The organism is Bradyrhizobium sp. URHC0002 (genome assembly GCF_054059515.1).
On record NZ_JBSSCF010000001.1, the window covers coordinates 5126424 to 5152952 of the forward strand.

Below are 26529 nucleotides of genomic sequence, written 5' to 3' on the forward strand. Positions count from 1 at the left end.
AGCGATCTGATGGATTCCGTTACTCCCGCAAGTGCTGTTGCAGTTCCGCCCACGATCCCCGATCAGCGGCCGCCACGCGTCTGGAAATTCTGGGGCACGACGCTGTGGGGCCTGTTCATCTTCGCTGCGATGTTCCTCGGTCAGGTCGCGGTCATCGTCTACTTTGTGCTGCGGCAGGGTGGCTCGTTCGACGTCGCTCAAGCGATCCGTGTCGTCGGCGGCGGTCTGACCATCTCGCTCTCGGTTATCCTGGGATTGCCTGCCGTGCTGCTGGCGACGTGGATCGCGATCCGTCCAACGCGCATGTCCTTCACCGATTATCTGGCGCTGCGCTGGACCTCATGGCGTAATTTCTTCATCGGCGTCGCGGCGCTGGCCATCCTGGTCGGCAGCTGGGACCTGCTGTCGCGGGCGCTCGGGCGCGAGGTGACGCCGGGCTTCATGGGCGACGTGCTGAAATCCGCGCAGGCCGACGGCGCGCTGTGGCTGTTGGTGATCGCGTTCTGCGTCGCCGCGCCGATGTGGGAAGAGATATTTTCGCGCGGGTTTCTCTACCGCGGCTGGTCGGAATCAAGGCTCGGCGTCGCCGGCGCGATCTTCCTGTCGTCGCTGGCCTGGACCTCGCTGCATCTGCAGTACGACTGGTTCTTTTTCGGCGAGGTGTTTTCGATCGGCCTGCTGCTGGGCTATCTGCGTTATCGCACCAACTCGACCTGGCTGACGATCGTCCTGCACGGTATCAACAATACGGCTGCGACCATTCAGACTTTCTGGCTGGCGGGCTCCGGCTAGAACATCGCGGCCAGCGCAATCGCGACCGGCATCGTCACTCCCGCCAGAATGGTCTGCAGCGTGATGATCTGTGCCAATATCGGCGCGTCGCCGCCCATCTGCCGCGCCAGCACATAGGCGCTTGATGCTGTGGGTACCGCTGAGCAAATCGTCACGACGGCGAGATTGGAATCGGCGATGCCAAATTGCAACGCCAGTGCGACGGCGATGACAGGCATGAGCACCAGCTTGAGGAACACCGCGACGCTGGCGGCCAGGCTGGGCCTGAACAGGCCTTCGAGCTGCAGGCCGGCGCCGGTCACCAGGAGGCCGATGGCGAGGGAGGAACGGCCGAGCGCGTCCGCCACCTCGTGCCAGAGCCTGGGCAGCGGAATGTGAGTGACGTTGAGCGCCAGCCCGATCGCGCAGGCCCAGATCAGGGGATTGCTCACCACCGTCACGACAATGGAAGCGGTCGAGCGCTTTTCGGGCGAGGCGTATTGGGCAAGCACCGCAACACTGAGTACGTTGACCAGCGGGACGATGGCGATCATCGCGACGGATGCCAGCGCCAGCCCGAGACTACCGAACAGGCTGCTGGACACGGCAAGCGCCACATAGGTCTGCCAGCGGGTCGCGCCCTGAAAGATCGAGGTAAAGGCGGGACCGTCAACGGCGGCACGGGCGAGCAGGGGGCGCAGCGCAAGGCACACCAGTGACATCGCGAGCGCCGACAACAGCAGGGCGCCTCCGACACCGCCAACCGGCACGGTGCTCAGATCGGCCTTGACCAGCGTCTGCACCAGAAAGACCGGGAGCAGCACGTAGTAAGTCAGCCGTTCCAGCCCATGCCACTGTGTCTCGGGCCGTATCAGCGTCCGCTTCAGGATGAAGCCGAGCACGATAAGCAAAAACACCGGCAGCAGCGCCGCGACGACGACCGCCATCGTCAAGCGTCCCCGCGCAGCTTCGCCAGCCGGTCCAGCGCACCCTGCAGGATGAACATCGCCGCATGCTCGTCGATCACCTCGGCGCGGCGGGCGCGGGAAACGTCCATGCCGATCAGCTCACGCTCGACGGCAGCCGTCGACAGCCGCTCGTCCCACAGCGCGATGGCAAGCCCGGTGAGGTTGGAGAAATTGCGGGCAAAGGCGCGGGTCGATTGCGCGCGCGGGCCCTCGCTGCCGTCCATGTTGATCGGCAGGCCGAGCACGAAGCCGACGGCATTACGTTCGCCCGAGATCGCCAGCAGCCGCGCCGCATCGGCCTTGAACGCCTTGCGGTGGAGCGTTTCGACGCCGGTCGCCAGCCGGCGATCGGGATCGGACACGGCAACGCCGATGGTCTTGGTGCCGAGATCGAGGCCGATTAGGGCGCCACGCTCGGGCCAGTGCGTCACGGCTTCGATCAGGGGAAGAATGGGGGCGGGCATGGTCCCGCTTAGCACGCGTCGTGCCCGTCAAGCAAAGCGCTCACTCCACCTCTCCCGACCGAAGTCGGATTTATCCGACTTCGACTGAGGCAGCTTTTCTACCTGCTCGCTTAGTCATCGAGCTTTTCGAAGGTGATTACGCCCGTCTTGGGATCGGCATGGAAGTCCATCTTCTGCCCGTTTTTGATACCTTCACCCTCCCATCGGCCATCGTCAGCTTCAAGTTGGGTGACTTGCGTGTAGCCCGACTTGAGAACCTGCTCGATTACTTGCTGCGCGGGCATCCAGTCCGGCCCTGGCTGATCGGCCCTTGCTAGGTTTAGCGAACCCGCTGAAAGGGCCACGGCGAAAGCGATAGGCGCGAGTTTTTTCATGGCGAACCTCCCTTTACTTAGAACGACCAACCCAGCCGGAAGGTGAGGGTTCCGAGGAGACCGACATGAGGCCGTTAGCGCAGTTTCTTAGCCTTTTTGTTGGCCTTCAAAATCTCAGCCTGACTGCGATAGGCCCGCGCCATGTTCAGGTATCGTTGCGAGATTTCGACGTCGTTAGCGGATCGCGCCATGCGCTCAGCCTTGTCCGCCTGCTTACGGAAGAACTTGGTTTCCTTCACCATCGTCAGTCTCAAAAGAAAAGCACCGCCGCATAAAAAAGAGAGCCGGGGTCAGAAGCTCGCAAGAATCATAGCCAGTGTAACGGAACGCTCAACGAAGATAATCGTTCTGGCCGCGTGCCGAGCCTGCCGCTGGGCCACGCCCCCCTGAGGACGGTCCCGGCTTGCCCCCGGCTGTTGCCGATTGCGGCGGCGGGATGGCGCGGTCCGGCCCAGACGCCAAGGTCTCCCAAGGTTTCAAGTATGGCGAAGGCCTGTCGCAGTCAGGCGGAGGGGCTGAAGGCTAAAAAAGGCCAGCAAAAGCGGCGTTGACCGAAGGAGCCTATTTTCAAATGGCATTCCCAACTTGCTTTTGGTGAGGCCCAATCTATTCTCAGGTAGCTGGCCTCGACCGCGTCGGGGCGACGCTTAGTGGCTGCACAGACAGCCCGTAAAACGAAGGCAAAGGAGGACACGCTATGACGATGAAGCATGTTGCCCTGAGTCTAGCTATCGCGCTCGGCCTTGCGGCTGTGGCCGCGCCGGCCCCCGCACAGGAGGGCCCGAAACTCTACGTCTTCACATCCGGCTCGTTGGGCGGCTTCCCGAAGGCAGCCCTGCAGATGGGTGGCCAAGGAAATATCGACTGGGCACCGGTGAGCTTCTACGTGCTCAAACATCCCAAGGGCAACGTCATCATCGACACCGGAAACAACGACAAGACGATCACCGATCCGGAGGGATGGTGGGGACCGCTCGCCAAGGGCTTCGGCCTCAAGATGACGAAGGATGACGCAATTCCAGCGCAGCTTGCCAAGATCGGTCTGAAGACCGACGACATCAAATATGTGGTGGCCGGTCACTTACATCTCGATCACGGCGGCAACGTCGGCCAGTTTCCGAATGCCACGCTCGTCACCCAGGACGACGAACTGAAGGCCGCCTGGTGGCCGGATGTCGGCTTCTCCGTCTATTACATTCCGGGCGACTTCGCCGACACGAAGAAGATGAACGTCATCCGCCTCAATGGCGACCTGGACCTGTTCGACGACGGCTCGGTGCGCGTCATGCGCGCTCCCGGTCATACGCCTGGTAGCCAGTTCGTGGTCGTGAAGCTACCCAAGACAGGCTCGGTGATCCTGACGAGCGATGTTGTCTATCTCAAGGAAAACCTCGACAAGAACCTCATCCCGCCGATCCCGGGCACACACAATCCGGGCGACGCCTATCACAGCTATCAGCGCGTTCGGCTGGTGCGCGACGCCAACAACGCGCAGATTTTCTATGGACACGATCCGGAGATATTCAAGGCGACTAAGAAAGCGCCCGAATTCTACGATTGAAAGCTGAACCGGCGCGGGCCGTGCCAGGCGGAGCGCCCGCGCCAGATTGCAGGCTAACCAGCCGAAGCGATGCGGCAGCAAGCTTGTCCGCTGGGCAGGCGCTGCTCTTTCGGGACGCTGCATGACCTTCTCGTCAATCGACGCGGCGCCGCAGGATGATGCGCCAACCCGAGTGACGGATATTCCCGCCATTTCGGCCGTCGGTATAAGCAAACGCTACGGGGCGGTCACGGCACTTGACGGGCTGACGCTCGACATCCGCCGCGGCGAGGTGTTCGGTCTGTTGGGACCGAACGGCTCCGGCAAAACCACCTTCATGCGGCTGCTTGCGGGCTACCTGTTGCCTTCCGCCGGGCGGCTTACGGTGGCAGGCCTCGATACGGTTCGCGATTCACTCGCGGTGCGACGGCGCATCGGCTACGTGCCGGAATCGGCACCTCTCTATCGCCAGATGCGTGTCGGCGAATTTCTCGCATTCATGGCCCGGCTTCGCGGGCTGCCCGAACGCGCGATCACCGCCGCCGTGGAGCGGGTGGTCGACCGGCTCGCATTGGGCGCTGTCGTGGACAAGCCGACGAGGGCCCTGTCACGCGGTTATCGCCAGCGGACAGCGCTGGCCCAGGCACTGATCCACGATCCCGATATTCTCATTCTCGACGAGCCGACCAACGGACTTGATCCGCGCCAGATCATCGAAATGAGGGAACTGATCCGCTCGTTGGCCGGACACCACACGGTGCTCATGAGTTCGCATATCCTCAGCGAGGTGGAGAAGACTTCCGACCGCGTGGCAGTGCTGCTCGATGGCCGGTTGCTCGGCATCCAGGCGATGGCGGACACCCCGGACCTCGAAAGCTGGTTTTTGTCGCTGACATGAGATCGCTGCGTATCCTCTTCGCCAAAGAATTGAACGCGACGTTGACGTCGCCGATCGGCTATACGGTCGCGGCCGTGTTCCTGCTCGTGCTGGGCTATACGTTCAGCCTGACGCTGTTCGTCACCAAGGTAGCGAACCTCCAATACATCTTTCACCAGATGTATGTGCTGTCGATTCTGCTGGTCCCCGTGCTGACAATGCGCACCTTCGCCGAAGAGCGGCGGTCGGAAACGTTGGAATTGCTGCTTACCGCGCCGGTTGGCGAGCTCTCGGTCGTGCTGGCGAAATATGCCGCTACGCTGACGCTCGTGCTGGGGATTTTCGCGCTGACGCTTATTTACGCCGTGATCCTCGGCCGCTACGGCGAACCGGATTGGGGACCGATCTATGCCGGTTATCTGGCGCTCGCGCTCCACGCCTCGCTGTTGGTCGCCGTCGGTCTCCTGATGTCGAGCATTACCGAGAGCCAGGTCGTGGCCGCGGCGTTGTCGATCGGCACGTTCCTGATGCTTTGGTTCGCCGATTCGGTGTCCTATCTGCTGCCGCCGCCGTTTGACAGCTTTGCCATCAACCTCTCCTTGATCGGCCATTTCAAGCCGATGGTTAGCGGCTCGGTGTTCCTGTCGGATATCGGCTACTTTGTCACCGCGAGCATGCTTGCGCTTTTCCTCACCACGTGGGGGCTCGCGCAGCGATGAGCGACCCGCAAGGTTCGAACGACCTGCCGGCCGAGGAAATGAGCCTTCTTCACAGTCTGCTCGAGTCGCTGCAATCGCTCGACTGGATCAATCTGGGCTGGTTTGCCGGCGTAGTCTTCGCGCTGGCGGTGCTGTTTGCGGCCGGGCTGAAGGTGCCGGCGCGGCTTGCCTTCGCCAGCCGCATTGCCTCTGCCACGCTCGTCGTCGTCGCCGCCGTAGCGGTCACGATCCTCGCCAATGTGGCGCTCTTTCGCCACGACGCCCATCTCGATCTCACGCACGAAAAGGCCTTCACGCCATCGGCGGAGGCGCGCGAGGTCGTGCGCAGGCTCAGCGGGCGCGTCGAGGTGGCGTATTTCTACCAGAAGCAGAATCAGGCCGCACGCGCGCTCGGCGCCATGCTGCGGCAGCTCGAGCGGCTGAACGAAAATTTTCGCGTGCAGTTGATCGACGCCGACCAGAATCCGGCGCTTGCCAGCAGCCAGGGTGTGCGAACCTACAATTCCGCCGTGCTGCGGCTTGATGAACGCCGCGTCGAAGTAATCACAACCGACGATCGCGAGATCGCGCTTGGTGTGTTGAGGCTGCTACGCACACGCGAAGTGGTGATCTGTTTCGCGTCGGGTCACGGCGAGTATGATATTGATAACTTCGAATTCCACACGCATTTCGAGGGGGCTCACAATCATAGCCACAACGTCTCCGGCACGGGGGTGGTGCAGATGGAGCAGCACGGCCTCGGCCGCCTGAGGCGCGCGATCGAGAAACTCGGCCTGGTCGCCCGCAAGGTTTCCTTCGCCACAGGGCAGCCTATCCCGGATGATTGTGCTGCAATGGTCGAAGCCAATCCGCGGACCCGCTACAGCCCCGGCGAAACCGACGTGCTGCGCCGCTATTTGGAGCGCGGCGGCTCTGCGATGTTCCTGATCGAGCCGGATTATACCGTCGACGAGAGCCTCGCCGCGCTGCTTGCCGGCGCTGGCATCGCGGTGCGCGACGGCGTGATCGTCGATCCGACCGAGCACTATTTCACCGATGAGCAGATGATCGCCGTATCGCGCTACGGCTCCCACTCTGCCACGCGTGGGCTGGCGCTATCGTTCTATCCCGGCGCGCGGCCGCTGGAGGTCTTGCCGGCGTCGGGCGTCAAAGTGACGCCACTGGCCGCCAGCAGCGCCGACAGCTTTGTCATCGCAAATCGTCTCGGGGACCAAACAAAGGCCAAGTCCGGTCCGCGCGCATCACAGATCATAGCGCTCGCCGCGGAGGGACGCTTGAATGGATCGGCAGCAGCGCCCTTCCGCTTGATCGTCGCTGGCGATGCCGATTTCGCTTCCAATTCCTTCTTTCCCTATCTGGCCAATTCCGACGCCGTGCTGGCTGGAATCTCTTGGCTGACGCGTGAGGAGCGGGCGCCGGCGATGAAGCCGCCGGTCGAAGTCTTACCGACGGTGTCGCTCACCGGTGGACAGATGCGTGGCATCTTCCTGGTCACGGTGCTGCTTATTCCCGGGCTGATCGCATTCGCCGGCGGCGCGATGTGGTGGTGGCGGCGATGAGCCGGCTGGTTTGGGCAGCTGCAGCGCTTGGAGCTACCGGTTTCCTCGTGGCACTGGCGTTTACCGGCGGACGCGGTGGTCCAGGGCTTGAGCCTTTCGTTCCGAAGGGGCTGATGACGATTCCGGTCGAGGACGTCCGGGAGGTCGATGTAATCGCCTCGCGCGGCCATTGGCATTTCGTGCGCACGCAAGCCGGCTGGCGCGCGACGCAGGGCGCGGCCGCAGCAGGCTTCGAGGCGCGCCTCGACAGCGCGCTCAAGCTGCTTCGAAACTCGGGACCGGATCGCGTCCTGACCGAGGCGGAAGTCGCGCCGGTCGGCGCGGCGCAGTTCGGTCTCGCGCCACCCCGGCTGCGCGTGATTGTCAGCGGACCCGGCGCTTCGGTGTTCGTGATTTCGTTCGGCGGCACCAATCCAATGGGCCTGTCGCACTATGCGAGACTTGACGGGAGTCAGGAGATCGCACTGTTGCCGGCCTTCGTTGTCGAAGAATGGGAACGGGTGGGAGGCGCACCGTGACGAAGAGGCTCGCGCCATGGGCACTCCTCTGGCTGACGCTTATTGGCTGCTGCAGCGCGCTTGCGCACGTAACCACCACGGGACTATTGCGCATCGAATTCACAGGCGGCCGGATGCTCTACGTGCTCTCGGTCGTCTTGCCAGAGCTGCCGCCCGCCTCCGCGACGATCCTCACTGCCGCCGCAAATGGCGACCGCGGAGCGGCGGAAGTGGTGGCCGAGGCGGCGCGAAAGAGCGTCACGGTCGACCTCGACGGCGCACGCTGTCGGACGGGACGGGTGCGCATTGGCGGCGCCAGCACCAACGAGACCCGCGCAACAATCGAGGTCGACTTCACCTGCGACGCTTCCCATGGCCGTCTCGATATCACCGAGGACTGGCGCGCCTTTCTGGGCGAGCACTACCAAACCCTCGGCAATCTCCACACGCCGAGCGGCGAGCGGCAGGTGATCTTCGGGGAGGAATCAAGGTCCGTCACGGTGGACATCGACCGCACCGTTGCGACGGGCTGGTTCGACTTCGTCAAGCTCGGCATCGAGCACATTCTCACCGGCTATGACCATCTGCTGTTCCTGGTCGCGCTGCTGGCCACCGCGCGAGGTGCGTGGTCGGTCGTGCGCATCGTGACGGCCTTCACATTGGCCCACAGCATAACGCTGTCGGTTGCGGCGCTGGGCATTGTGACGATTCCCGACCGAATTATCGAGCCGCTGATTGCGGCGACGATTGTCTGGGTCGCGCTGGAGAATCTTTTCGCGGCCGAGCCCGACAGGAGGCGGTGGATCTGGAGTTTCGGTTTCGGCCTTGTGCACGGCTTCGGATTTGCCTCCGTACTTGGCGAACTCGGCCTGAAGGGGGAGACACTGGTGCGCGGGTTGGTGGGTTTCAATGTGGGGGTCGAAATCGGGCAACTGATTTTCGTCGCCGTCTTCCTGCCCGCGCTGATGTGGCTGTCGCGCGGCCGCGGCGCGCAGCTGACCCCGCGCATCGCCTCGCTGGCGGTGGCGGCGATCGGCACCTACTGGCTGGTCGAACGTATCTTTGTTGGTTGAGTGCCGGCGTCGCGTTGCGGCGCTGGTATGTCAGGCGGCGATAACCTCGCCATTGCCGTTCAGGCAGGACGCAAAACCCTGCAGGGCGCTGTATTGATGGGAAGTGCGGCGGGTGATGAAGAGCGTCTCGACCTTGGACTGCGCCGGGTTCAGTGTGTGAATGTTGACGGTCTCGTTCCGCCCGACCACCGCGCGCGGCAGCAGCGTCACGCCCATGTCGGCGGCGACGCAGCCGATCATGCCGTCGAGCGTGCCTAGTTCGAACCGGGCGGAAGACGGCCAGCCGAATTCCGTGAAGACCTGTTCGAGCCGTTGCCGGTAGGTGCAGCCGGTACGGAAAACGAGCGCGGTCGGCCCGGACTCCGGGGTGCCCGCACGCAAGGCTGAGAGGCTCGTCCATCGCCGTGCGGTGACCAGGACCAGCTCCTCCCGGAACGCGACCGTCGCGTCGAGGTCGGCATGCTCGATCGGACCCGCGACGAATGCGCCGTCAAACGTACCGTTGAGCACACCCGCCACCAACTCGGCCGTCGTCGACGTCCGCAAGCTCAGCCGCACCGCCGGGAAGCGGCGATGGAATTCGGCAAGCAGCGAGGGCAGGCGAACGGCGGCCGTGGTTTCCATCGATCCGATCGCGAGCGGTCCCTTCGGTTCGCCATCGTCCCGCGCCGCCAGCAGCGCCTCACGCGACAGCGCGGCCATCCGCTGCGCGTAGGGCAGCAGGCGGCGACCGGCGCCGGTCAGCGTCATGCCGCGGCTGTGCCGCTCGAACAACGCGGTGCCGATCTCGGCCTCCAGCGCTTTCACCCGTTGGGTGACGTTGGATTGCACGGTGTTGAGTTCGTCGGCGGCGCGGGTGATCCCGCCGAGCCGGGCGACCGTGGAAAAGGTGAGAAGGTCGGTCAATTCCACGGGATTGCTCCGTTCCCTATATTAGATGGCAGCGTTCTCTAGTATTCACTATTCCAGAATGTTAGTTCGGCCTAAGCTCGCTGTCCAGACAAGGGAGCGAACGCATGCCGATCAGGACTGATTTGACGGCACTTCTGGGCATCCGACATCCGGTCCTGCTGGCGCCGATGGACACGATCTCGGGCAGCCGGCTGACCCGGGCGGTGAGCGAGGCCGGCGGCTTCGGCATTCTTGGCGGCGGCTATGGGGATCGCGCCCGGCTCGAAGCGGAGACCGCGAAGCTGAAAGATTGCGCCGGACCGTTCGGCATCGGCTTCATCACCTGGAGTCTGGCGAAGAAAGCCGAACTTCTCGACATCGCGCTCGACGCCAAACCGCGCGCCATCATGCTGTCGTTCGGCGATCCCGCGCCGTTCGCGCCGAAGATCAAGGCGGCGGGCGCGTTGCTGATCTGCCAGGTGCAGAGCGAGGAGATGGCGCGGCAAGCCCTCGATGCCGGCGCCGACGTTTTGATTGCACAAGGAACCGAAGCGGGCGGACACGGCGCCTCGCGGACCACGATCGATATCGTGCCGGCGATCGTCGATCTGGCCGCTGGACGCGTACCGGTTGTCGCTGCCGGCGGCCTTGCCGACGGGCGCGGGTTGGCGGCGATGCTGATGCTGGGGGCTTCCGGCGTGCTGATGGGCACGCGCTTCTATGCCAGCATCGAGGCTGACGGCGCCGAGAAAGCAAAGCAGTTGATACGCGCGGCCAGCAGCGGCGAGACTGTCCGCGGCGTGGTGTTCGACTGGTCGCGACAGCTGTTGTGGCCGGCGCCATTCACCGCGCGCACGCTGATTAACGACCATGTGCGGACCTGGACGGGCCGCGAGATCGAGCTGATGCAGCGCGCGGACCAGGTCGCAGCAGACTATGCCGCGGCGAAAGCGGCCGGCAATTTCGATGTCGCCGCCGTCTTTGCCGGTGAGTCCGCCGGCCTGATCCATGATATTCCGCCGGCAGCCGAGATCGTCGACAGGATCGTCACCGAGGCCGACCAGATATTGAGCGGGCGGCGCAATTCCTTCGCCGCCTGACCCTTCACACCTTCAATTCACCCAAGCGAGCAAAACCATGTGGCCAGACCGCCGGATCATCGACCTCTTCAAGACCGAATTTCCGATCGTGCTGGCGCCGATGGCCGGCATCATGGACGCCGAACTCGTCATCGCGGCGGCGCAGGGCGGGGCGCTCGGCTCGCTGCCTTGCGCGATGCTCTCGGCCGAGAAGGCGCGCGAGCAGGTCAACATCATCCGCCAGCGTGTCTCGGCGCCGGTCAACATGAACTATTTCTGCCACACGGCGGTCGATGCCGATCCCGCGCGCGAAACTGGATGGAAGGCCAGGCTTGGATCCTATTACAAGGAGTTGGGGCTCGATCCCGCCGCGCCCTTCAGCGCCGCCAACCGCGCGCCGTTCGATGAAGCCATGTGCGCTCTGGTGGAGGAACTGAAGCCTGAAGTGGTCAGCTTCCATTTCGGCCTGCCGGATCCTGCGCTGGTCCGGCGTGTCAAGGCGGCAGGCTGCATCGTGATGTCGTCGGCGACCATCGTGAAGGAGGCGATCTGGCTGGAGGAGAACGGCGCCGATGTCATCATCGCGCAGGGCGCCGAAGCGGGCGGCCACCGCGGCATGTTCCTGACCGACAATATCGCCCAGCAGCCTGGCACGTTTGCGCTGGTGCCGCAGGTGGTCGATGCGGTGAAGGTGCCGGTGATCGCGGCCGGCGGTATTGCCGACGGGCGTGGCATCGCGGCGGCGTTTGCGCTCGGCGCATCCGGCGTGCAGATCGGCAGCGCCTATCTGCGATGCCCGGAATCGAAGGTGATTGCGCCCGCGCGCACCGCACTGGCCCAGGCGCATGACGATTCCACCGTCATCACCAACGTCATGACCGGACGCCCCGCGCGCGGTGTCGCCAACCGCGTCATGCGCGAGGTCGGCCCGATCTCGCCGGATGCGCCCGCGTTCCCGCACGCCGCCACCGCGCTCGGGCCGCTGAAGACGGCGGCCGAAAAGCTCGGCAAGGTCGATTTCACCAATCTCTGGGCCGGGCAGGCGGTGCGGATGGGCCGCGAGATGCCGGCGGCCGAACTCACGCGGGCGCTCGCCGGTGCCGCGCTGGCGCGGCTCGGCGCGCTGGGCGGCTAGGGCGTGTGCGCAAAAGCCGGTCCAGGGTGTGCACATGAGGTCGGCCCTGCGATGGATCGCCGCGCAATAGGATGCCTAGCTCGAAGTCAAAATTGGGCCAAAAGCAAGTATTAGCAGTCGTTCAGATCGGCCGCCGGAGTTCGCTAGCGAAAATCCCGAGAGCCGACTTCCGGTTTGGCGCGGGGCTGGGGAACCGTCTGCCATGGACAACACTTATCCCCGCGACGAAGCGGAGTGGGGCCTCCGGATGTCGATAGCTCGGGGGCGGCGCGATGTATCCTTGTCTTGTAGACCGCATCAGCAGATTTGAGCGCAAAGGCGGGGTCATGCGGGCCTTGATCCTGGCATTGTCCATCCTGGCGATCCTCGACAGCGCGCACTTTGCCGCGGCCGGTCTGAGCGACACGCCCCGCGAAACGTCGGCTCCCGCCGATACGGCAAGCACTACCAACGAAGCGACCCAGCAGACCGAGGAACAGATCCGCCTCACCAAGGCAAAACGCCGTGACGTGCAACGCCGGCTGACCAGGCTCGGGTTCGACACCAAGATCAATGGGACGTTCGATGAGCAGACGCGCGCGGCCATCTCGCGCTGGCAGGACGAGTCCGGCTACCCATCGACCGGCTTCCTCGACGCCAGCCAGCACAAGGCGCTGGCGGACGCCGCGAAGCAGGCTGCCAAAGCCGACCGTAAGGACCGTCGTCGCGCTGGAAACCGTACCCGCTATTCGCGTGGTCCGGATGGTCCGATCGGCGCGATTGGCGGCGCAGTACGTGGCGTGGGGGGCGCGGTGCGCGGCGTCGGGAGGGGCGTGGGGAGCGCGGTGGGCGGAATATTCCGCAGGTGAATCTTCCCGCCCAGGATAGCAACTCGACGTCGCCTCACAACGCGTGGACCCAGGCCTCCGGATAAAGCGCGTAGGCGTCGCCGCGCCGGGCCAGCCGCGAGAACGCCGGGAAATGCAGGTGCATCCCGGCAATGAGAATGCCGTCGGCGGAGACGCGATCGAACATGCGTTTGCGCGCGGCCGCGGCGGCGGCGAGATCGGTGTCGAAGGCCATGCCGGCTTCGGGAAACGCGGTCTGCACTTCGGGCACGTGCACCGTGTCGCCCCAGATCATCAACTGATCGTTGCCTGACGCGATCAGATACGCGGTGTGGCCCGGCGTATGCCCGAGGCTCGGCACGGCGGTCACCCCGGGAAACACCTCACCCTCCCTGAACAATCGGGTCCTGCTCTTGTAGGGCGCGACCTGTTCACGGCCAGCCAGAAAATAGAGTTGCGCCGATCGCTCGTCGACCTTGGCCATCGCGCCGTCGTCGAACCAGTGCGCCAGTTCGTTCTCGTGCATCACAAGTTCCGCGTTCGGAAACAGAAGCTGCCCGTTCGACATGTCGGTCAGGCCGGCGGAATGATCCGGATGCATGTGGGTCAGCAAGACCGTATCGATCGACTTCGGATCGATACCGGCCAAAGCGAGGTTGCGCTGAACGAAGCCGGCTGTCGGCTGCAAATAGTTGCCCGATCCGGTGTCGATGATCGCGATGCGTCCCTTCGAATGGATCAGGAAGGTGTTGACGCTGGTTCGCCGCGCCGGCCGGAACGCGTCGGTCAGGATTTGACGTGCCTTTTCGACATCGACGTTGCGCATCACCTCGAGGGTGCCGTCGAGATAGCCGTCACTGATGGTGGTGACGACGATATCGCCGATCTTGCGATGATAGACGCCGGGAATCTGCGCGGTCGGTTGCGGATTCATATGGGAGACCTCGGGGCTGTTGCGGAATAGTCAGATTCGGTCAGGCGTCGACCGATCGCAGGAATTCGTCGATGCAATTGGAAAGCAGGTCGGGCGTTTGCACCGACATATAGTGCCCGGTGCGGATTTCGACGTAGCGGGCGCCGGGAATGGCGTTGGCCACGCTCTCCGCCAGCGCCGGCGGGCGTACGCGGTCGAGACTGCCGCCGATCACGAGGACCGGGCACGCCAGCCGGGCGAGTTCGTCCCGCATGTCGGCTGCCGCCAGCATTCGCCAGATCGTCGCATAGCTCGCGGGATCGTTGCCGAGCCATCGCGTCCGGAAGCGCTCAAACCGGGCAATATCGCCGCGAAGCTCCGGGGCATAGCCGTTCAACATCGAATCCTCGACCGCGAACGCCATGCCGGCGGCTTCGATCCGCGCAAGGCGCTCCAGCGCTGCCGCGCGGCGCTCCGCCGCGATGCCCGTGGCCGGGCTGCCGACCGCAACGGCGCTGGTGCGCTCCTTATATCGGGCCGCGAAGTGCAGGGCGATCGCACCGCCGACGGCGACGCCTGCAAGCGCGACCTTGCCGGCGATTCCAAAATGATCGAGCAGGGCTGCAATGTCATCGGCCATCGTATCGAGGGTAAGTTCGTCGCGCACCTTTTGCGACATTCCGGCCCCGCCGGTATCGTAGCGCAGCACGCGGCGCGATTTTGCGAACTGTGGCGCGACATCGTCCCAGCTTTCGAGCGAGCCGCCCATTTCGTGAACCAGCACCAGCGTGCGGTTGCCGCCGCCGGTCAGTTCGCAGCGCAGCCCGACGCCGTTGGCTTCAATGAAATCCATCCTGCGCCCCCCGGGTGCTTTTTTTGTTGTTTGTCACGGCGAGCGACTGGTCGGTCAGCCTTGCAATCCGAGGGCCACGATACCCGAGACGATATTAATCTCAAACTATCGAGGTCCGGAAGCAGGTGGTCGTGTTGGTTTGGCGCCTGTTGCGACGTCGGGGTATGGCCTGTGGCCTGCAACTTGGGCTGCGCTGATCGTTTGCACCGCGGAACGCGGGGGCCTTCCGACTAGTGTGCGGGTTCGTCGCGCTGGACCTCCAGATGCTCCACCGCCAGCGACCGGTAGTGCGCGGCCATCTCCTTGTAGTGCTGCCTGGAGATGGGATCGGTCGCAGTTTCCGCGCGACGTTCGAACACTTCCGCCTTTTCCTGGAGGATTTTAGCCTGCGACATGGCTCTCTCCCGTTTGTCAGCTTAAGCAGGCGAGATAAACGATCGCGATGCCGAGTACGGTCCCGATTGACCAGAGGGCGGGGTCCCAGCCTTCGTGATGGGCTCTGTCGTTCTCGATGGTCGACATGACACGGCCTCCCGATGTCCTGGCCGCGACTACATCCCTCGACTGTTTCAGGACGACTACGTGAGGTAGGAAAATGGTTTCGTCGGGGCGCCTTTGCGAGGGGGAAAGGGGCGCTTGGCGCTCAAAATCTCGTGCGTCGGGGTCGGGTCGGCTTCTGACCTCCAAAAGGCGGGATTCGGTGTCCCCGGGGCCGGCTCGCCTGTTCCCGCGGTTGCGGTGCAAAAGCGGCCTCTGCTATACGGCGGATGCGAATTCTCCTTTCGAGGCCTATATTCATGTCCGTTGATGCCGCTACCGTCCGCCGCATCGCGCAACTGGCGCGAATTGCGGTCACCGAGGCCGAAGTTCCCCATCTGCAGGGCGAGCTGAACGCCATGCTTGATTTCGTGGAGCAGCTTTCGGAAGTGAACGTCGACGGCGTCGAACCGATGACCTCGGTGACCCCGATGGAAATGAAAAAGCGTCCCGATGTGGTCAATGACGGCGAGATCGCTGACGACGTGGTCAGGAACGCGCCGGAAACGCAAAACCATTTCTTCCTGGTGCCGAAGGTTGTTGAATAGCTTCTATTCGTTATGAGATCGGAAGTCCGATGTGTCTGCTGTGCGACGATGAAAAGGCCTATCAGGCCTACATGAATTACCTCGACGCGATGGAGCGGCAGGGCAAGGCCGCCGATCCCGACAAGGCGATGGACGCCGTGCTCGATCAGCTCGAGGCCAACGAGCGGACGCGGCCCAAGCCGAACGACCCCGCCAGCGACAAGACGCTTTCTCCGTTCTTCTGCAGCCCGATCAATAAATGACCGACCTGACATCGATGACGATCGCCGAGGCCAAAGCCGGCCTCGCGAACAAGTCTTTCACCTCGCTTGAACTGACGGATGCGCATCTCGCCGCCATCGAAGCGGCGCGTTCGCTCAATGCCTTCATCCTGGAAACGCCGGATCAGGCCCGCGCCATGGCGCGTGCGATCGACGCGAAGATCGCCAAGGGCGAGGGCGGTCCGCTGGCCGGCATTCCGCTGGGGATCAAGGACCTGTTCGCGACCAAGGACGTGCGCACCACGGCGTGCTCGAAAATCCTCGGCAATTTCGTGCCGCCTTACGAATCCACCGTGACCTCGCAGCTCTGGCGCGACGGCGCCGTGATGCTGGGCAAGCTCAACAACGACGAATTCGCGATGGGCTCGTCGAACGAGACGTCGTGCTTCGGCCCGGTGGTCAATCCGTGGCGACGCGAAGGTTCCAACACCACGCTGGTGCCGGGCGGTTCATCCGGCGGATCGGCTTCCGCCGTGGCGGCGCTGCTCTGCATGGGCGCGACCGCGACCGACACCGGTGGTTCGATCCGCCAGCCCGCCGCGTTCACCGCGACCGTCGGCGTCAAGCCGACCTATGGGCGCTGTTCGCGCTGGGGCATCGTGGCGTTCGCGTCCTCGCTCGACCAGGCGGGTCCGATCGCACGCACAACGCGCGATGCCGCGATCCTGATGCGCTCGATGGCGGGGCACGATCCGAAGGACACCACCTCGGTCGACCGCGCCGTGCCGGACTATGAGGCCGCGATCGGAAAATCCGTCAAGGGCATGAAGATCGGCATTCCCAAGGAGTATCGTCTCGACGGCATGCCGGCGGAAATCGAAAAGCTGTGGAGCGAAGGCGCGGCATGGCTGAAGGCGGCCGGCGCCGAATTGATCGAGGTGTCGCTGCCGCACACCAAATACGCGCTGCCCGCCTATTACATCGTGGCGCCGGCGGAAGCCTCGTCCAACCTCGCGCGCTATGACGGCGTGCGCTACGGCCTGCGCGTGCCGGGGCGCAGCATTGGGGAGTTGTACGAGAACACGCGCGCTGAAGGCTTTGGCGACGAGGTGCGCCGCCGCGTCATGATCGGCACCTATGTGCTCTCGGCCGGCTATTACGACGCGTATTATCTGCGCGCGCAAAAAGTCCGCACCCTGATCAAGAAGGATTTCGAGGACTGTTTTGCAAAAGGCATCAGCGCGATCCTGACCCCGGCAACGCCGTCGGCGGCGTTCGGCGTCGGCGAAAAGGGCGCCGATCCTGTCGAGATGTATCTCAACGACATTTTCACGGTGACGGTGAACATGGCGGGACTGCCGGGCATCGCCGTGCCGGCCGGCAAGGACGCGCAAGGCTTGCCGCTCGGCCTGCAACTGATCGGTCGTCCATTCGACGAGGAGACGCTGTTCTCGCTCGGCGAAGTGGTCGAACAGGCGGCCGGACGGTTCACGCCGCCAAAGTGGTGGTGACATGGCGGATTTCCGCGCCAGCCTGACGGACGCGGCCCCGGCGACGGGCCTGGAGCCGTCGCTGGCTGCGTTGTGGTGGGCCGCCAAGGGCGACTGGGATCAGGCGCACAAGATCGTGCAGGATGAGAGCGATGCGAACGCCGCGTGGGTGCACGCCTATCTGCACCGCGTCGAAGGCGATCTCGGCAATGCCGGTTACTGGTACCGTCAGGCCGGCCAGCCGGTGGCGAAGGATTCTCTGGAAGCCGAATGGGAGCGGATCGTGTCCGCGCTGCTTGGTGCTGGTTCGGCAAGGTGAACGGCCGGTCGCGGGCAGTCGTTAGCGCAGCTTTCCTTTCGGCAGCAAATATTCATGCACGTGCGGACACACATTGCCGACGCCGCACTTCTCGGCCTTGACGAGTGGCTCCAGCTGGCTAAGCAGCTCCTTGGCATTGAACACTTTTGGCGGTGCCGACGCGACTGGCGTCGAGAGGAAGTGCACATCGCCCTCGATCGCCGGTTTCGGGACTGCGGCCCCGCCTCCGGTATAGATGAAGATCGGGGCTCCGCCGCCACGCGCCATCCTGATCGGTTCAACCGAGCGGCTGGCGAGGTCGCTCTCGGGCCGCCATGCGGCGGCTTGGGAGACTTCGTCCGGTGACACAGGAATGCTGGTGCGCAGCGAAGCTACCGAGCTGCTCAGCCTTGAGCTACCCAGGCTTGAGCTGTCGCGATCGTCCGCCGGCGGACGCCGCATGGAGAATTGCATGTCCGACAGGATCTCAAATCCGTTAAAACCCTTTTCGATGGCCAGTTGGGCGCAGCGATAAAGCCAATAGACCTGAACGGTCTCTCGCGTGGTGTAGCCGTTGCCCTGAAAACTCACGCGAAAGACGTCCGGCCTCAATTCCTGGACGTCGAAGCCGCCGGTGAACCCTTGCTGGGCGTAAGGAGTTGCACACGACGCGAGACTGACGGCGACGGCCGCTACCAACAACACACGAAACATTTCATTCCCCAACCCTTATGCAATTTCTACGGTACAATTCTACTGCGCGTCAATGCTACGGCGAATGAAGCCTTCAGGAGATATTGTGCAGGGGCGTGGGCGGGGGCCGCCTGCACCGGGCGTTCTGTGCTGGTCTCGGCCATCCGGATGCCGATTTCGGCGGCTTGACTGATGTCATCCGTTGCGCGAAGCCCAAGCCGTCCCACATTTCAACCTGTTGGAAGCCTGCATCGATGAACGCCACAGTCAAACCGGGAAAACTGATCAAGGGCCAGACCGGCGACTGGGAAGTCGTGATCGGGTTGGAAGTGCACGCCCAGGTCACCTCGAACTCAAAACTGTTCTCGGGCGCCTCGACCGAATTCGGCGGCGAGCCGAACAGCCACGTCTCGCTGGTCGACGCCGCGATGCCGGGCATGCTGCCTGTCATCAACGAGGAGTGCGTCAGACAGGCTGTAAGAACCGGGCTCGGCCTCAACGCGCAGATCAATCTGCGCTCGGTGTTCGACCGCAAGAACTATTTTTATGCGGATTCGCCGCAGGGCTACCAGATCAGCCAGTACAAGTCGCCGATCGTCGGCGAGGGCGAGGTCGTTGTCGAACTGGACGGCGGCAAGACCGCGACGATCGGCATCGAGCGGCTGCATCTGGAACAGGACGCCGGCAAGTTGCTGCACGACCAGTCGCCGACCATGTCCTATGTCGACCTCAACCGCTGCGGCGTGGCGCTGATGGAGATCGTGTCAAAGCCCGATATCCGCGATGCCGAGCAGGCCAAGGCCTATGTGACCAAACTGCGTTCGATCCTGCGCTATCTCGGCACCTGCGACGGCGACATGGAGAAGGGTTCACTGCGCGCCGATGTGAACGTTTCCGTGCGCAAGCCGGGCGGCCCGCTCGGCACCCGCTGCGAGATCAAGAACATGAACTCGATCACCTTCATCGGCCAGGCGATCGAGTACGAGGCGCGGCGCCAGATCGAGATCGTCGAGGATGGCGGCACGATCGACCAGGAGACGCGGCTGTTCGACCCGAACAAGGGCGAGACGCGTTCGATGCGCTCCAAGGAAGAAGCGCATGACTATCGCTATTTCCCGGATCCGGACCTGCTGCCGCTCGAGTTCACCGAAGCCTATGTTGCCGGGCTGAAGGCCGACCTGCCGGAATTGCCGGACCAGAAGAAAGCGCGCTTCATCGAGAGCCTCGGTCTGTCGCCCTACGATGCCGGCGTGCTGGTAGCCGAGCGCGAGAGCGCGGTGTTCTACGAAACCGTGCTCGCAGGCCTTGCCGACAAGGCGCGCGACGGCAAGCTCGCCGCCAATTGGGTTATCAACGAGCTGTTCGGGCGTCTCAACAAGGAAGGCCACGATATTACGGCATCGCCGGTGTCGGCGGCGCAGCTGGCGGCGATCGTTGACCTGATCGGCGAGGGCACCATCTCCGGGAAAATTGCAAAAGACCTGTTCGAGATCGTCTGGACCGAAGGCGGTGACCCGCGCGCACTGGTCGAAGCGCGCGGCATGAAGCAGGTCACCGATCTCGGCGCGATCGAGAAGGTCGTCGACGACATCATCGCGGCCAATCCGGACAAGGTCGCGCAGGCGAAAGCCAAGCCGCAACTCGCCGGCTGGTTCGTCGGCCAGGTGATGAAGCAGTCGGGCGGCAAAGCCAATCCGCAGGCGGTCAACGACCTCTTGAAGGCGAAGCTCGGCATCTGAATCGTCCCGTAACGGGACACGCTCGTAACATCGGCGACGTCGCGATCGATGCGCGAGTGCACTTCGATCGTCCATCGCGATCCAAAAGTTAACAGTCGCGACTGCAAGCACGTATCCGAATCGGCGGTCGCGATTCGTCCGGAAAGTTCGTTTTGGCGCGCGTCGGCGAGACCTGAGCGCTGTGACTACGAAAATTTTTTTGTTGCCAAACCGTGCGACTCAGAGTCCGCGCGCACGTCATTTTGACGCAGTTGATGAGTCGATGCGAGTATGATCGTTGATCGATCATCATCTTCGCAAATTCAAAAATGCGCAACTGTACAGGCGATTCCTGCGATGCTTGGCAGTGAGAGCATGCCTCGCTTCGGCATTTTTTGCATCGACGCGCGAGCATGTTGCGATGTCGCCGATATCGTCGCACTGCGCGCGCTCACATTGCTCCGTCAACACTTCTTTAAGCGGGAAGCTGTTTTTTTGAGTGCGTTGGTGTATTCGGGATGTAGTGCATCTCGATTCCCGAGTGCACGCAGCAGACTAAAGCCATCTCACTTAACATTAGGAGGGCAACATGGCCAAGAAAGCTAAGAAGGCAAAGAAGGCGAAGAGCGCGGTGAAGAAGACTGCGAAGAAGACCCGCAAGGTCGCCAAGAAGAAGAAGTAACTTCGCTTCTCCAAGGATTGCCGGCGGCTTGATGCCGGCACGTCACACGAGCCCCGGATAAACATCTGAAGGCTCTGGTCGACGAAAGAGGGTGTCGGCGAGACATCAGGTCAAACGGCTGGATCGTATTTCGCAAAGAGCGTGCTTTCAAAAGAAGCCCGCTCTTTCAAAGCCGGTCCGGCAGAAGAAACAAGTTTTTCTTCGTTCGGTGCGGGTATCCTTAACTACCCGCAGTTTCACCGGGCCCAAAGCCCGGTATGAAATCTGGTCCTGACGTGTTCGCCGACGCCCTCGTTCCCTCGGGGCGTACTCGTCCCCGGAACGCCCGCTTTATCGGAACGTCCTCGTTCCCCGGAGCGCTCCGATAGACCACGCATCAGGCGTGCGGCGCTGAAATCTCCCCCGCTTCAAATTGATCGCTCGCAGGCGTCGGCTGGTTTGCTTCCGCCCGTTGCCCCCCAGGCGCGTCATCGCTCGCGAATTCGGGTTCCGGCACGCCGCGAACTTCCGAACGGTCGCAGAGGCTGCGCGATTTCAGATCATCTGCTGGAACCGACACTGCACAGCGTGTTGCGCCGGCCCGGTGACGAGGGAAGATGGTATCGACGTTGCTGCGATGGTTATCGTTCTGCGAAACCGCAGGGTAAACCGAACTTCACGATTGGAAACTTCTCCCTGTGCCGCAGGCACTTCTGCGATTTCGTGCTCGAGGGCACGATGCGCGCGTTTACACCCCGTTCATCGCGAACCTTAAACTGCCCTTCAAATTTGATCGGTCATGATCGTCCCAACAACAGACCGGAAAACGGCGTTGGGGATAACAGGGCTTAACAGTGGACAGGGGCCGCGCTCGGGGGAGGGCGGCAACGATAAAAAGGGGAGCTACAGATGTTTCAGGGGCACTTTGATCTGGACACGGCCATTGCGGTGGAGGCGACGGCGATCCCGGACGTGCTGTTCGAGCGCGGCCTTTACTGGGCGAGCGGCCGTTCCGGCGTGGTCAATCTCGTCGCGGCCCACAAATGGTTCAATCTCGCCGCGCTGAAGGGCCGTGCGGATGCCATCTCCATGCGCCGCGAGGTCGCCGCAATGATGTCGGATGCCGAAATCGCCACCGCGCAGCGCGAAGCGCGCGCCTGGATGACGGCGCACTAAGGACAACGCCTTCCGGCCATTCGGCCTGTCGGCTTGTCCTGGTTAGGCGCTGTGGCGGCTGGAGCGGAAACGCTTGAGAAATCCGAACCGGCCAGCTGGCGCAATCCGGTTTATGGCTTATTCTTGGACCGATGCCGAAGCGCCCCCTACATCCTTCGAATATCCAACGACCTGGTTCGAGCGCTCAGGTGCTCGAAAGCGCGGCGCTTGCGTTGCGGATGCAGCGTCCCGATGAGGCCGAGCGGCTTGCCTTCGGCGTATTGAAATCGGACCGGGGCAATGCCCTTGCCGCGCAAATTCTCGGACGCTCGCTACTGATGCAGAACCGCGCCAACGAGGCGATTGTCCCGTTGGAGAGAGCGGCGCGTCGCAGTGACGATCCGGAGATCGAGACCCTGCTGGCCGTCGCATTGGCCGCCATCGGGCGGGGCGACGAGGCGCTTGACCGGTTGCGCCGGACCATTGCGCGGCGACCGCCGTTTCCGCCGGCATTTCTCGAATATGCCAGCCAGCTTGGCAAGATTGGACGCGTCGACGAGGCCGTCGCCGTGCTGGAAAGTGGGCTTGCGCTCACCCCCGATGCGGTCGATCTGCGAACGCAGCTTGGGTATTTCCATATCAAACGCAACAACCGCGCCGAGGCGCGCGCTATTTTTTCGCAACTGCTCGCGGCAGCGCCGGAGCGGTACGACGTTCTGGTCGGGTTGGCCAAGGTGATGGCGCTGGACGGTGAATATGCCGCCGCCGCCGATCTCTATCGGCGTGCGCTTGGGATGCGGCCCGACGATGCCGTGACGCGAAACAATCTCGGCATATGCCAGCTTGAGATGGGTGAGCGCGAGGCGGGAGAAGCGAGCTTGCGTGCGATAACGCATGGCGCGCCGCAGTTGGTCGGGCAGGCGATCACCTCGCTTGCCGCCGCTTCGCACGGTCGTTTCTTCCTGCGGCCGAGCGCCGCCGCGAAGTTCCTGGGCGTTGAAAGAAGCTGACTGCCGTTATGCCCGAAACTGCCGGCGATAGATGCCGGTCTCGCGGTAGATCGCCGTCGTGAGATCGTGCGCCCGCTGCGCCTCTTCTTTGGTGAAGGTCGCAGTGCGCGCCACCCAGCTTTCGCGCTTGACCGGCATGCACTGAGCGACCGGTGTGCCCTTCGGCAGCACGCCGCTGAAATTCGCGTCGTGCCAATGCGCCGGAAAATGTATCCAGTTGTCATGGTAGAGGTCGCAATCGACCAGACCGGTCAGCGTGGTGAACGGCAAATCGAAGCGGTTGGCCGGATGCGTGAATGCACCGAATAGCCTTCCGGCGCCTCGATCGTCCAGAGGTTGTGAAATTTGATCAGGAAGCGATCGGCGTCGAACAGCGGCGTGCCGCTGACCTGACTGGCGTCGTGGAAGCCGACCGGCGAGCGTACGAAACCGACCTCTCCGCCCGGCGGCAGATCATTGTCCCAGGTGAATTCGCCGTTTTCGACCCTCAGGTCGCAGATCAGCGGAATCAAAAAGCCGGAGGTCATGGCGTCGACAAAGGGCGGACAACGCTTGAGCGTGTCGCCGACCCGGGAATGGACCGGATTGAATGCTTGTGACGGCATCGCCTTGAACCAGTCGGGCACACCGAGCGCTGCCGGCACCGGCGGTGGCAGCAGCCCGTCCAGTTCGATCGGGCAGCGGAACGTCAGCGAACGCTCTTCTTGCGAAGTCATATTTTTGTTTTTGCTCCAAGGCTTGGAGATGGTCTGGATGTTCGAAGCTTGCAGCGCTGAACTGTAGGACGCGGGCGATACGTTTGGAATCGTGCCGGCTCAGAGCAGGGTTGCGGATTTGGCGGTAGATTTGTTTGAAGCTTTGATTGTGGGCCCAACAGTGGACCGATCGGCTGGCCGCGCCGAAGCGCAATAAGAAGCCGGGATGGCGGAGCCGGAGGGATTCGAACCCTCGATAGGGCTTTACAACCCTATAACGGTTTAGCAAACCGCCGCCTTCAGCCACTCGGCCACAGCTCCATCAGCGCGGATATGCCTGACGCGAGGGCCAGCCGCAAGCGGCAGATTCAGATTACGCCGAGGCCATTTAGGGGCACCGTCGCTTCGCGGGCATTCCTTGCGGGCGGCCGACATCCCGTATCGCGCGTTCGGGCGCATGTTCCCGGGCTCTGCAGTCTCGATGACACCCAGCAATCGGCACGGCATACGCGCCGCGAGGCCTGACCGGGGCAGGAGTTTTCGCCACGTGTTTGCCCAGGCGCCGCGTCGAAATCGCGGGAAATTGATTCGATGGCACCCGACGTGCCGATTCGATTCCATGCGAGTCACGGTTCCAGATCGGCGCGCGCAACGCCGGTTTCTCCGCACTCAATAATGCCTTCCGATCCTGCGAAATATCGGGCTTCCATCCTCTTTCGCCGGTTTTTTTGCCCTGGTTGGGGGCCGTTGAAGGGTGAGACGCCCGTGGGGGCCTGCACCCGTCACCGACGAGCATGGTCCGCAGACTCTATAATGGGTGCGTAATGACCCGCTGCGGATTCGGCGACCTCACCTTCGATTCGATGCGAGAGAGGCGCGCTGGCGGGCACGGGCCGCTTGTTGCGGTGCCCGCACCGACTTTCTCGGCGCGAAACGAGCTATTCGAAAATACCGAATAGAAACAATATCTTGCAGGGAAAGTTCGTTCACAAAGAAGTGTTATTTGTGCAACACCCTACGGAAAAGGGGCGGAGCGGGGCTGCTCGAAGCGGTTCCTTTATTGCGTGTGCAGAAGTCCTCGGTAATTGTGATCGGGCGACGGAGGGGGGCATCCCGAGGTCGTCCCGTTAGGTGGTTCGCTTAAGTCCCTCGCGTTCATGCGGGAGTGTCCGAAGGCGCGAAGCGACTAAGCGGGTTTCAGGGGATTAAGGGAACCAACCTTAGGGTGTCATCACCCGGCGGATCCGGAACCTTCCCTACAGAGCAACTTGGAGGTTTAACATGAAGATGGTTAAGAGCCTTATTCTCGGCTCAGCGGCGGGTCTCGTCGCTATGAGTGGAGCTCAGGCCGCCGATCTTCCCGTCAAGGCCAAAGCGGTCGAGTACGTGAGGATCTGCTCCCTGTATGGCGCGGGTTTCTACTATATCCCGGGCACCGACACCTGCATCAAGCTGGCTGGTTACCTGCGCGCTGACATCACCTTCAACGGTGGCAACTACGGTCAGCCCGCCTGGAGCAGCGATCTCGGCCAGGGCAATCGCTACCGCGATTACTTCGCCACCCGTTCCCGTATGCAGCTGAACGTTGATACCCGCACGGCTACGGAATACGGCGTCGTCCGTACCTTCGGTCTGGCGAACTTCAACTTCCAGAACAACGGCACCAACAACCCGACCACTCTCGCGACCTTCCCGGCCTCGAGCTCGACCGGTCTGTTCGGACCGGGCGGCGGCTACGTCAGCGTCGACCTGCTGTTCATCCAGTTCGCTGGGTTCACCTTCGGTAAGTCGGCTTCGGCCTACGCGACGCCCTGGTTCGGTTATCCGGGCAACAACAGCTCGTTCTTGATGGGCGGCGCTGACTACGTCACGGGCGTCAACAACATCCAGTACACCGCGCAGTTCGGCAACGGCGTGTCGGCCACCATCGGCCTCGATGATCCGAGCACGTACAGCCGTACCGCTGTGCTGAACTTGGGCGCGCTCGCCACAACGGCAGGGTTTACAACGGCCGCTGGTGCGCTCCAGCCGACGGCCGCTGGTGTGAACGCCCTCGGCGGCACCCATGCTCCCGACATCGTCGGTAACATCCGCGTCGACCAGGCTTGGGGTCTGTTCCAGATTTCAGGTATGGCGCATCTCGTGAACGCTTCCTACAACATCCTCGGCGCCGGCGGCGTTCCGACTGCTCTGTCGGAAATCTCCGGTCACCCCGAAGACAAGTGGGGCGGCGCGGTGATGGCTGCGTTGCAGATCAAGAACCTCCCGACCGGTCCAGGCGACGACTTCAAGATCGACGTCTCCTACGCCAAGGGCGTCACCAAGCAGGTGATCTCCACGAGCGGTGCCTCGCCGAGCTTCGCGATGTTCGGCGGCACGGGCCGTCCGGGCGCTTACCAGAGCATCGGCTTCGGTCAGACGGCTGATGCGGTTTACCTGCCCGGGTTCCTTGGCTTCGGAACCGGCGATCTCAAGCTGGTGGATTCATGGGGTATCCGTGGTGCGTTCAACCACAACTGGGATCCCTACTGGTCGTCCAGCCTGTTCGGCAGCTACGGCCAGGTGCGGTATGGTGGCAATTCAGCCGACATCCTGACCGCCAAGGGTCAGTGGTGCGCGAGCTTCAACTTCGGCAAGGCCGTGACTGCAGACTATAGCTGCAACCCGGACTTCAACGTTGCCCAGGTTGGTGTTGTCACCCGCTGGACTCCCGTCAAGAACCTGACGTTCGCTGCTGAAGTCGGCGCGTTCTTCCTTGACCAGAAGTTCACGGGCGCTGCCACCCTGACGACAGTGTCGGCTCCGAAGCCATCCGCCGTCTACGAGTTCAAGGACCAGAGCACCGTTTACCTGAACCTCCAGGCTCGGCGTAACTTCTGATCCCGAACGACTTGAAACTCCAAGGAGAACCCCCGGCAGGCAACTGCCGGGGGTTTTTCTTTGTCGCGCGCTGAAGCGCTCGTTGCGGCCCTGCAGCCAATCGG

General features: G+C 63.0%; 27 protein-coding genes, 1 tRNA gene and 1 pseudogene. 18 read left to right on the plus strand and 11 right to left on the minus strand.

Annotated elements, in window-relative coordinates:
• The first annotated feature begins 9 nt into the window (after window positions 1-9).
• On the plus strand, window positions 10-792 hold the full coding sequence (locus ACVWVY_RS24945) for a CPBP family intramembrane glutamic endopeptidase (protein WP_456628851.1): 783 nt from the start codon (window positions 10-12) through the stop codon (window positions 790-792).
• Here ACVWVY_RS24945 and ACVWVY_RS24950 read toward each other — a convergent pair.
• The 4 genes from ACVWVY_RS24950 to ACVWVY_RS24965 form a co-directional block, all read right to left on the minus strand.
• Window positions 789-1718, minus strand: coding sequence for an AEC family transporter (locus ACVWVY_RS24950; RefSeq protein WP_456628852.1), 930 nt, complete (start codon window positions 1716-1718; stop codon window positions 789-791). The two genes, ACVWVY_RS24945 and ACVWVY_RS24950, sit on opposite strands and share 4 nt — an antisense overlap.
• A gap of 2 nt (window positions 1719-1720) precedes the next feature.
• Entirely contained in the window at window positions 1721-2203 is a 483-nt protein-coding gene (ruvX, locus tag ACVWVY_RS24955; RefSeq protein WP_247786032.1) for a Holliday junction resolvase RuvX, read from the minus strand.
• A gap of 110 nt (window positions 2204-2313) precedes the next feature.
• Window positions 2314-2577, minus strand: a complete 264-nt coding sequence (locus ACVWVY_RS24960) for a PepSY domain-containing protein (protein WP_456628853.1) — start codon at window positions 2575-2577, stop codon at window positions 2314-2316.
• Window positions 2578-2651: 74 nt separating this feature from the next.
• Window positions 2652-2819, minus strand: a complete 168-nt coding sequence (locus ACVWVY_RS24965) for a hypothetical protein (RefSeq protein WP_456628854.1) — start codon at window positions 2817-2819, stop codon at window positions 2652-2654.
• 455 nt (window positions 2820-3274) lie between these two features.
• On the opposite strand from ACVWVY_RS24965, the gene ACVWVY_RS24970 reads away from it, so the two are divergent.
• The 6 genes from ACVWVY_RS24970 (at window position 3275) to ACVWVY_RS24995 (ending at window position 8842) form a co-directional block, all read left to right on the plus strand.
• Window positions 3275-4138 carry an N-acyl homoserine lactonase family protein gene (locus ACVWVY_RS24970; protein WP_456628855.1) on the plus strand — a complete coding sequence of 288 codons (864 nt, stop codon included), beginning with the start codon at window positions 3275-3277 and terminating at the stop codon, window positions 4136-4138.
• Between the two features lie 121 nt (window positions 4139-4259).
• Window positions 4260-5015 (plus strand): ABC transporter ATP-binding protein, encoded by a 756-nt coding sequence (locus tag ACVWVY_RS24975; protein ID WP_456628856.1) that lies wholly within the window; start codon window positions 4260-4262, stop codon window positions 5013-5015.
• Window positions 5012-5713 (plus strand): ABC transporter permease, encoded by a 702-nt coding sequence (locus tag ACVWVY_RS24980; protein WP_456628857.1) that lies wholly within the window; start codon window positions 5012-5014, stop codon window positions 5711-5713. The genes ACVWVY_RS24975 and ACVWVY_RS24980 overlap by 4 nt, the downstream gene beginning before the upstream one ends.
• Window positions 5710-7272 (plus strand): Gldg family protein, encoded by a 1563-nt coding sequence (locus ACVWVY_RS24985; RefSeq protein ID WP_456628858.1) that lies wholly within the window; start codon window positions 5710-5712, stop codon window positions 7270-7272. Before ACVWVY_RS24980 ends, ACVWVY_RS24985 begins: the two co-directional genes overlap by 4 nt.
• A complete protein-coding gene (locus ACVWVY_RS24990; RefSeq protein WP_456628859.1) occupies window positions 7269-7790 on the plus strand; it encodes a hypothetical protein in 522 nt (173 codons plus the stop codon). Before ACVWVY_RS24985 ends, ACVWVY_RS24990 begins: the two co-directional genes overlap by 4 nt.
• Entirely contained in the window at window positions 7787-8842 is a 1056-nt protein-coding gene (locus ACVWVY_RS24995) for a HupE/UreJ family protein (RefSeq protein WP_456628860.1), read from the plus strand. Before ACVWVY_RS24990 ends, ACVWVY_RS24995 begins: the two co-directional genes overlap by 4 nt.
• A gap of 30 nt (window positions 8843-8872) precedes the next feature.
• Here the strand turns inward: ACVWVY_RS24995 and ACVWVY_RS25000 are convergent, their stop codons facing one another.
• The gene (locus tag ACVWVY_RS25000) at window positions 8873-9754 is read right to left on the minus strand and encodes a LysR substrate-binding domain-containing protein (RefSeq protein WP_456628861.1); all 882 of its coding nucleotides are present in this window, start codon (window positions 9752-9754) and stop codon (window positions 8873-8875) included.
• Window positions 9755-9858: 104 nt separating this feature from the next.
• Here ACVWVY_RS25000 and ACVWVY_RS25005 point away from each other — a divergent pair, with 104 nt between their 5' ends.
• The 3 genes from ACVWVY_RS25005 (at window position 9859) to ACVWVY_RS25015 (ending at window position 12795) form a co-directional block, all read left to right on the plus strand.
• Window positions 9859-10833 carry an NAD(P)H-dependent flavin oxidoreductase gene (locus ACVWVY_RS25005; protein ID WP_456628862.1) on the plus strand — a complete coding sequence of 325 codons (975 nt, stop codon included), beginning with the start codon at window positions 9859-9861 and terminating at the stop codon, window positions 10831-10833.
• 37 nt (window positions 10834-10870) lie between these two features.
• Entirely contained in the window at window positions 10871-11947 is a 1077-nt protein-coding gene (locus tag ACVWVY_RS25010; protein ID WP_456628863.1) for an NAD(P)H-dependent flavin oxidoreductase, read from the plus strand.
• A 326-nt stretch (window positions 11948-12273) separates the two neighbouring features.
• Window positions 12274-12795 carry a peptidoglycan-binding domain-containing protein gene (locus tag ACVWVY_RS25015; RefSeq protein ID WP_456628864.1) on the plus strand — a complete coding sequence of 174 codons (522 nt, stop codon included), beginning with the start codon at window positions 12274-12276 and terminating at the stop codon, window positions 12793-12795.
• 34 nt (window positions 12796-12829) lie between these two features.
• On the opposite strand, the gene ACVWVY_RS25020 is transcribed toward ACVWVY_RS25015, so the two are convergent.
• The 3 genes from ACVWVY_RS25020 to ACVWVY_RS25030 all read right to left on the minus strand — a co-directional run bounded on the left by ACVWVY_RS25020 (window position 12830) and on the right by ACVWVY_RS25030 (window position 14935).
• Complete coding sequence (locus tag ACVWVY_RS25020; RefSeq protein WP_456628865.1) at window positions 12830-13708, minus strand: MBL fold metallo-hydrolase; 879 nt, start codon at window positions 13706-13708, stop codon at window positions 12830-12832.
• A gap of 40 nt (window positions 13709-13748) precedes the next feature.
• On the minus strand, window positions 13749-14540 hold the full coding sequence (locus ACVWVY_RS25025; protein WP_456628866.1) for an alpha/beta fold hydrolase: 792 nt from the start codon (window positions 14538-14540) through the stop codon (window positions 13749-13751).
• A gap of 230 nt (window positions 14541-14770) precedes the next feature.
• Window positions 14771-14935 (minus strand): hypothetical protein, encoded by a 165-nt coding sequence (locus ACVWVY_RS25030; RefSeq protein WP_456628867.1) that lies wholly within the window; start codon window positions 14933-14935, stop codon window positions 14771-14773.
• Between the two features lie 402 nt (window positions 14936-15337).
• On the opposite strand from ACVWVY_RS25030, the gene gatC reads away from it, so the two are divergent.
• The 4 genes from gatC to ACVWVY_RS25050 are packed head-to-tail and all read left to right on the plus strand — an operon-like array spanning window position 15338 to window position 17634.
• Window positions 15338-15625 carry an Asp-tRNA(Asn)/Glu-tRNA(Gln) amidotransferase subunit GatC gene (gatC, locus tag ACVWVY_RS25035; RefSeq protein ID WP_456628868.1) on the plus strand — a complete coding sequence of 96 codons (288 nt, stop codon included), beginning with the start codon at window positions 15338-15340 and terminating at the stop codon, window positions 15623-15625.
• Window positions 15626-15654: 29 nt separating this feature from the next.
• Window positions 15655-15867, plus strand: coding sequence for a hypothetical protein (locus ACVWVY_RS25040; RefSeq protein ID WP_456628869.1), 213 nt, complete (start codon window positions 15655-15657; stop codon window positions 15865-15867).
• Window positions 15864-17336 (plus strand): Asp-tRNA(Asn)/Glu-tRNA(Gln) amidotransferase subunit GatA, encoded by a 1473-nt coding sequence (gene gatA, locus ACVWVY_RS25045; protein ID WP_456628870.1) that lies wholly within the window; start codon window positions 15864-15866, stop codon window positions 17334-17336. Before ACVWVY_RS25040 ends, gatA begins: the two co-directional genes overlap by 4 nt.
• A gap of 1 nt (window position 17337) precedes the next feature.
• Window positions 17338-17634 (plus strand): hypothetical protein, encoded by a 297-nt coding sequence (locus tag ACVWVY_RS25050; RefSeq protein WP_456628871.1) that lies wholly within the window; start codon window positions 17338-17340, stop codon window positions 17632-17634.
• 21 nt (window positions 17635-17655) lie between these two features.
• On the opposite strand, the gene ACVWVY_RS25055 is transcribed toward ACVWVY_RS25050, so the two are convergent.
• Entirely contained in the window at window positions 17656-18327 is a 672-nt protein-coding gene (locus ACVWVY_RS25055; RefSeq protein WP_456628872.1) for a CC0125/CC1285 family lipoprotein, read from the minus strand.
• Between the two features lie 233 nt (window positions 18328-18560).
• Between ACVWVY_RS25055 and gatB the strand changes: the two genes are divergently transcribed.
• The 3 genes from gatB to ACVWVY_RS25070 all read left to right on the plus strand — a co-directional run bounded on the left by gatB (window position 18561) and on the right by ACVWVY_RS25070 (window position 22850).
• Complete coding sequence (gatB, locus tag ACVWVY_RS25060; RefSeq protein ID WP_456628873.1) at window positions 18561-20045, plus strand: Asp-tRNA(Asn)/Glu-tRNA(Gln) amidotransferase subunit GatB; 1485 nt, start codon at window positions 18561-18563, stop codon at window positions 20043-20045.
• 1549 nt (window positions 20046-21594) lie between these two features.
• A complete protein-coding gene (locus ACVWVY_RS25065) occupies window positions 21595-21861 on the plus strand; it encodes a hypothetical protein (protein ID WP_247786046.1) in 267 nt (88 codons plus the stop codon).
• A 188-nt stretch (window positions 21862-22049) separates the two neighbouring features.
• Complete coding sequence (locus ACVWVY_RS25070) at window positions 22050-22850, plus strand: tetratricopeptide repeat protein (protein WP_456628874.1); 801 nt, start codon at window positions 22050-22052, stop codon at window positions 22848-22850.
• 6 nt (window positions 22851-22856) lie between these two features.
• Here the strand turns inward: ACVWVY_RS25070 and ACVWVY_RS25075 are convergent.
• Window positions 22857-23566 (minus strand): annotated as a pseudogene (locus tag ACVWVY_RS25075) (hypothetical protein).
• A gap of 206 nt (window positions 23567-23772) precedes the next feature.
• Window positions 23773-23866 (minus strand) — tRNA-Ser (locus ACVWVY_RS25080).
• A gap of 960 nt (window positions 23867-24826) precedes the next feature.
• Here ACVWVY_RS25080 and ACVWVY_RS25085 point away from each other — a divergent pair.
• Window positions 24827-26425, plus strand: a complete 1599-nt coding sequence (locus tag ACVWVY_RS25085; RefSeq protein ID WP_456628875.1) for a porin — start codon at window positions 24827-24829, stop codon at window positions 26423-26425.
• Window positions 26426-26529: the final 104 nt, after the last annotated feature.

What these genes read in the sequence shown, in the direction of transcription:
- ACVWVY_RS24945 (WP_456628851.1), top strand. Translation starts at nt 10, where the DNA reads ATGGATTCCGTTACTCCCGCAAGTGCTGTTGCAGTTCCGCCCACGATC.
- ACVWVY_RS24950 (WP_456628852.1), bottom strand. Translation starts at nt 1,718, where the DNA reads ATGGCGGTCGTCGTCGCGGCGCTGCTGCCGGTGTTTTTGCTTATCGTG.
- ruvX (WP_247786032.1), bottom strand. Translation starts at nt 2,203, where the DNA reads ATGCCCGCCCCCATTCTTCCCCTGATCGAAGCCGTGACGCACTGGCCC.
- ACVWVY_RS24960 (WP_456628853.1), bottom strand. Translation starts at nt 2,577, where the DNA reads ATGAAAAAACTCGCGCCTATCGCTTTCGCCGTGGCCCTTTCAGCGGGT.
- ACVWVY_RS24965 (WP_456628854.1), bottom strand. Translation starts at nt 2,819, where the DNA reads ATGGTGAAGGAAACCAAGTTCTTCCGTAAGCAGGCGGACAAGGCTGAG.
- ACVWVY_RS24970 (WP_456628855.1), top strand. Translation starts at nt 3,275, where the DNA reads ATGACGATGAAGCATGTTGCCCTGAGTCTAGCTATCGCGCTCGGCCTT.
- ACVWVY_RS24975 (WP_456628856.1), top strand. Translation starts at nt 4,260, where the DNA reads ATGACCTTCTCGTCAATCGACGCGGCGCCGCAGGATGATGCGCCAACC.
- ACVWVY_RS24980 (WP_456628857.1), top strand. Translation starts at nt 5,012, where the DNA reads ATGAGATCGCTGCGTATCCTCTTCGCCAAAGAATTGAACGCGACGTTG.
- ACVWVY_RS24985 (WP_456628858.1), top strand. Translation starts at nt 5,710, where the DNA reads ATGAGCGACCCGCAAGGTTCGAACGACCTGCCGGCCGAGGAAATGAGC.
- ACVWVY_RS24990 (WP_456628859.1), top strand. Translation starts at nt 7,269, where the DNA reads ATGAGCCGGCTGGTTTGGGCAGCTGCAGCGCTTGGAGCTACCGGTTTC.
- ACVWVY_RS25005 (WP_456628862.1), top strand. Translation starts at nt 9,859, where the DNA reads ATGCCGATCAGGACTGATTTGACGGCACTTCTGGGCATCCGACATCCG.
- ACVWVY_RS25010 (WP_456628863.1), top strand. Translation starts at nt 10,871, where the DNA reads ATGTGGCCAGACCGCCGGATCATCGACCTCTTCAAGACCGAATTTCCG.
- ACVWVY_RS25015 (WP_456628864.1), top strand. Translation starts at nt 12,274, where the DNA reads ATGCGGGCCTTGATCCTGGCATTGTCCATCCTGGCGATCCTCGACAGC.
- ACVWVY_RS25020 (WP_456628865.1), bottom strand. Translation starts at nt 13,708, where the DNA reads ATGAATCCGCAACCGACCGCGCAGATTCCCGGCGTCTATCATCGCAAG.
- ACVWVY_RS25025 (WP_456628866.1), bottom strand. Translation starts at nt 14,540, where the DNA reads ATGGATTTCATTGAAGCCAACGGCGTCGGGCTGCGCTGCGAACTGACC.
- ACVWVY_RS25030 (WP_456628867.1), bottom strand. Translation starts at nt 14,935, where the DNA reads ATGTCGCAGGCTAAAATCCTCCAGGAAAAGGCGGAAGTGTTCGAACGT.
- gatC (WP_456628868.1), top strand. Translation starts at nt 15,338, where the DNA reads ATGTCCGTTGATGCCGCTACCGTCCGCCGCATCGCGCAACTGGCGCGA.
- ACVWVY_RS25040 (WP_456628869.1), top strand. Translation starts at nt 15,655, where the DNA reads ATGTGTCTGCTGTGCGACGATGAAAAGGCCTATCAGGCCTACATGAAT.
- gatA (WP_456628870.1), top strand. Translation starts at nt 15,864, where the DNA reads ATGACCGACCTGACATCGATGACGATCGCCGAGGCCAAAGCCGGCCTC.
- ACVWVY_RS25050 (WP_456628871.1), top strand. Translation starts at nt 17,338, where the DNA reads ATGGCGGATTTCCGCGCCAGCCTGACGGACGCGGCCCCGGCGACGGGC.
- ACVWVY_RS25055 (WP_456628872.1), bottom strand. Translation starts at nt 18,327, where the DNA reads ATGTTTCGTGTGTTGTTGGTAGCGGCCGTCGCCGTCAGTCTCGCGTCG.
- gatB (WP_456628873.1), top strand. Translation starts at nt 18,561, where the DNA reads ATGAACGCCACAGTCAAACCGGGAAAACTGATCAAGGGCCAGACCGGC.
- ACVWVY_RS25065 (WP_247786046.1), top strand. Translation starts at nt 21,595, where the DNA reads ATGTTTCAGGGGCACTTTGATCTGGACACGGCCATTGCGGTGGAGGCG.
- ACVWVY_RS25085 (WP_456628875.1), top strand. Translation starts at nt 24,827, where the DNA reads ATGAAGATGGTTAAGAGCCTTATTCTCGGCTCAGCGGCGGGTCTCGTC.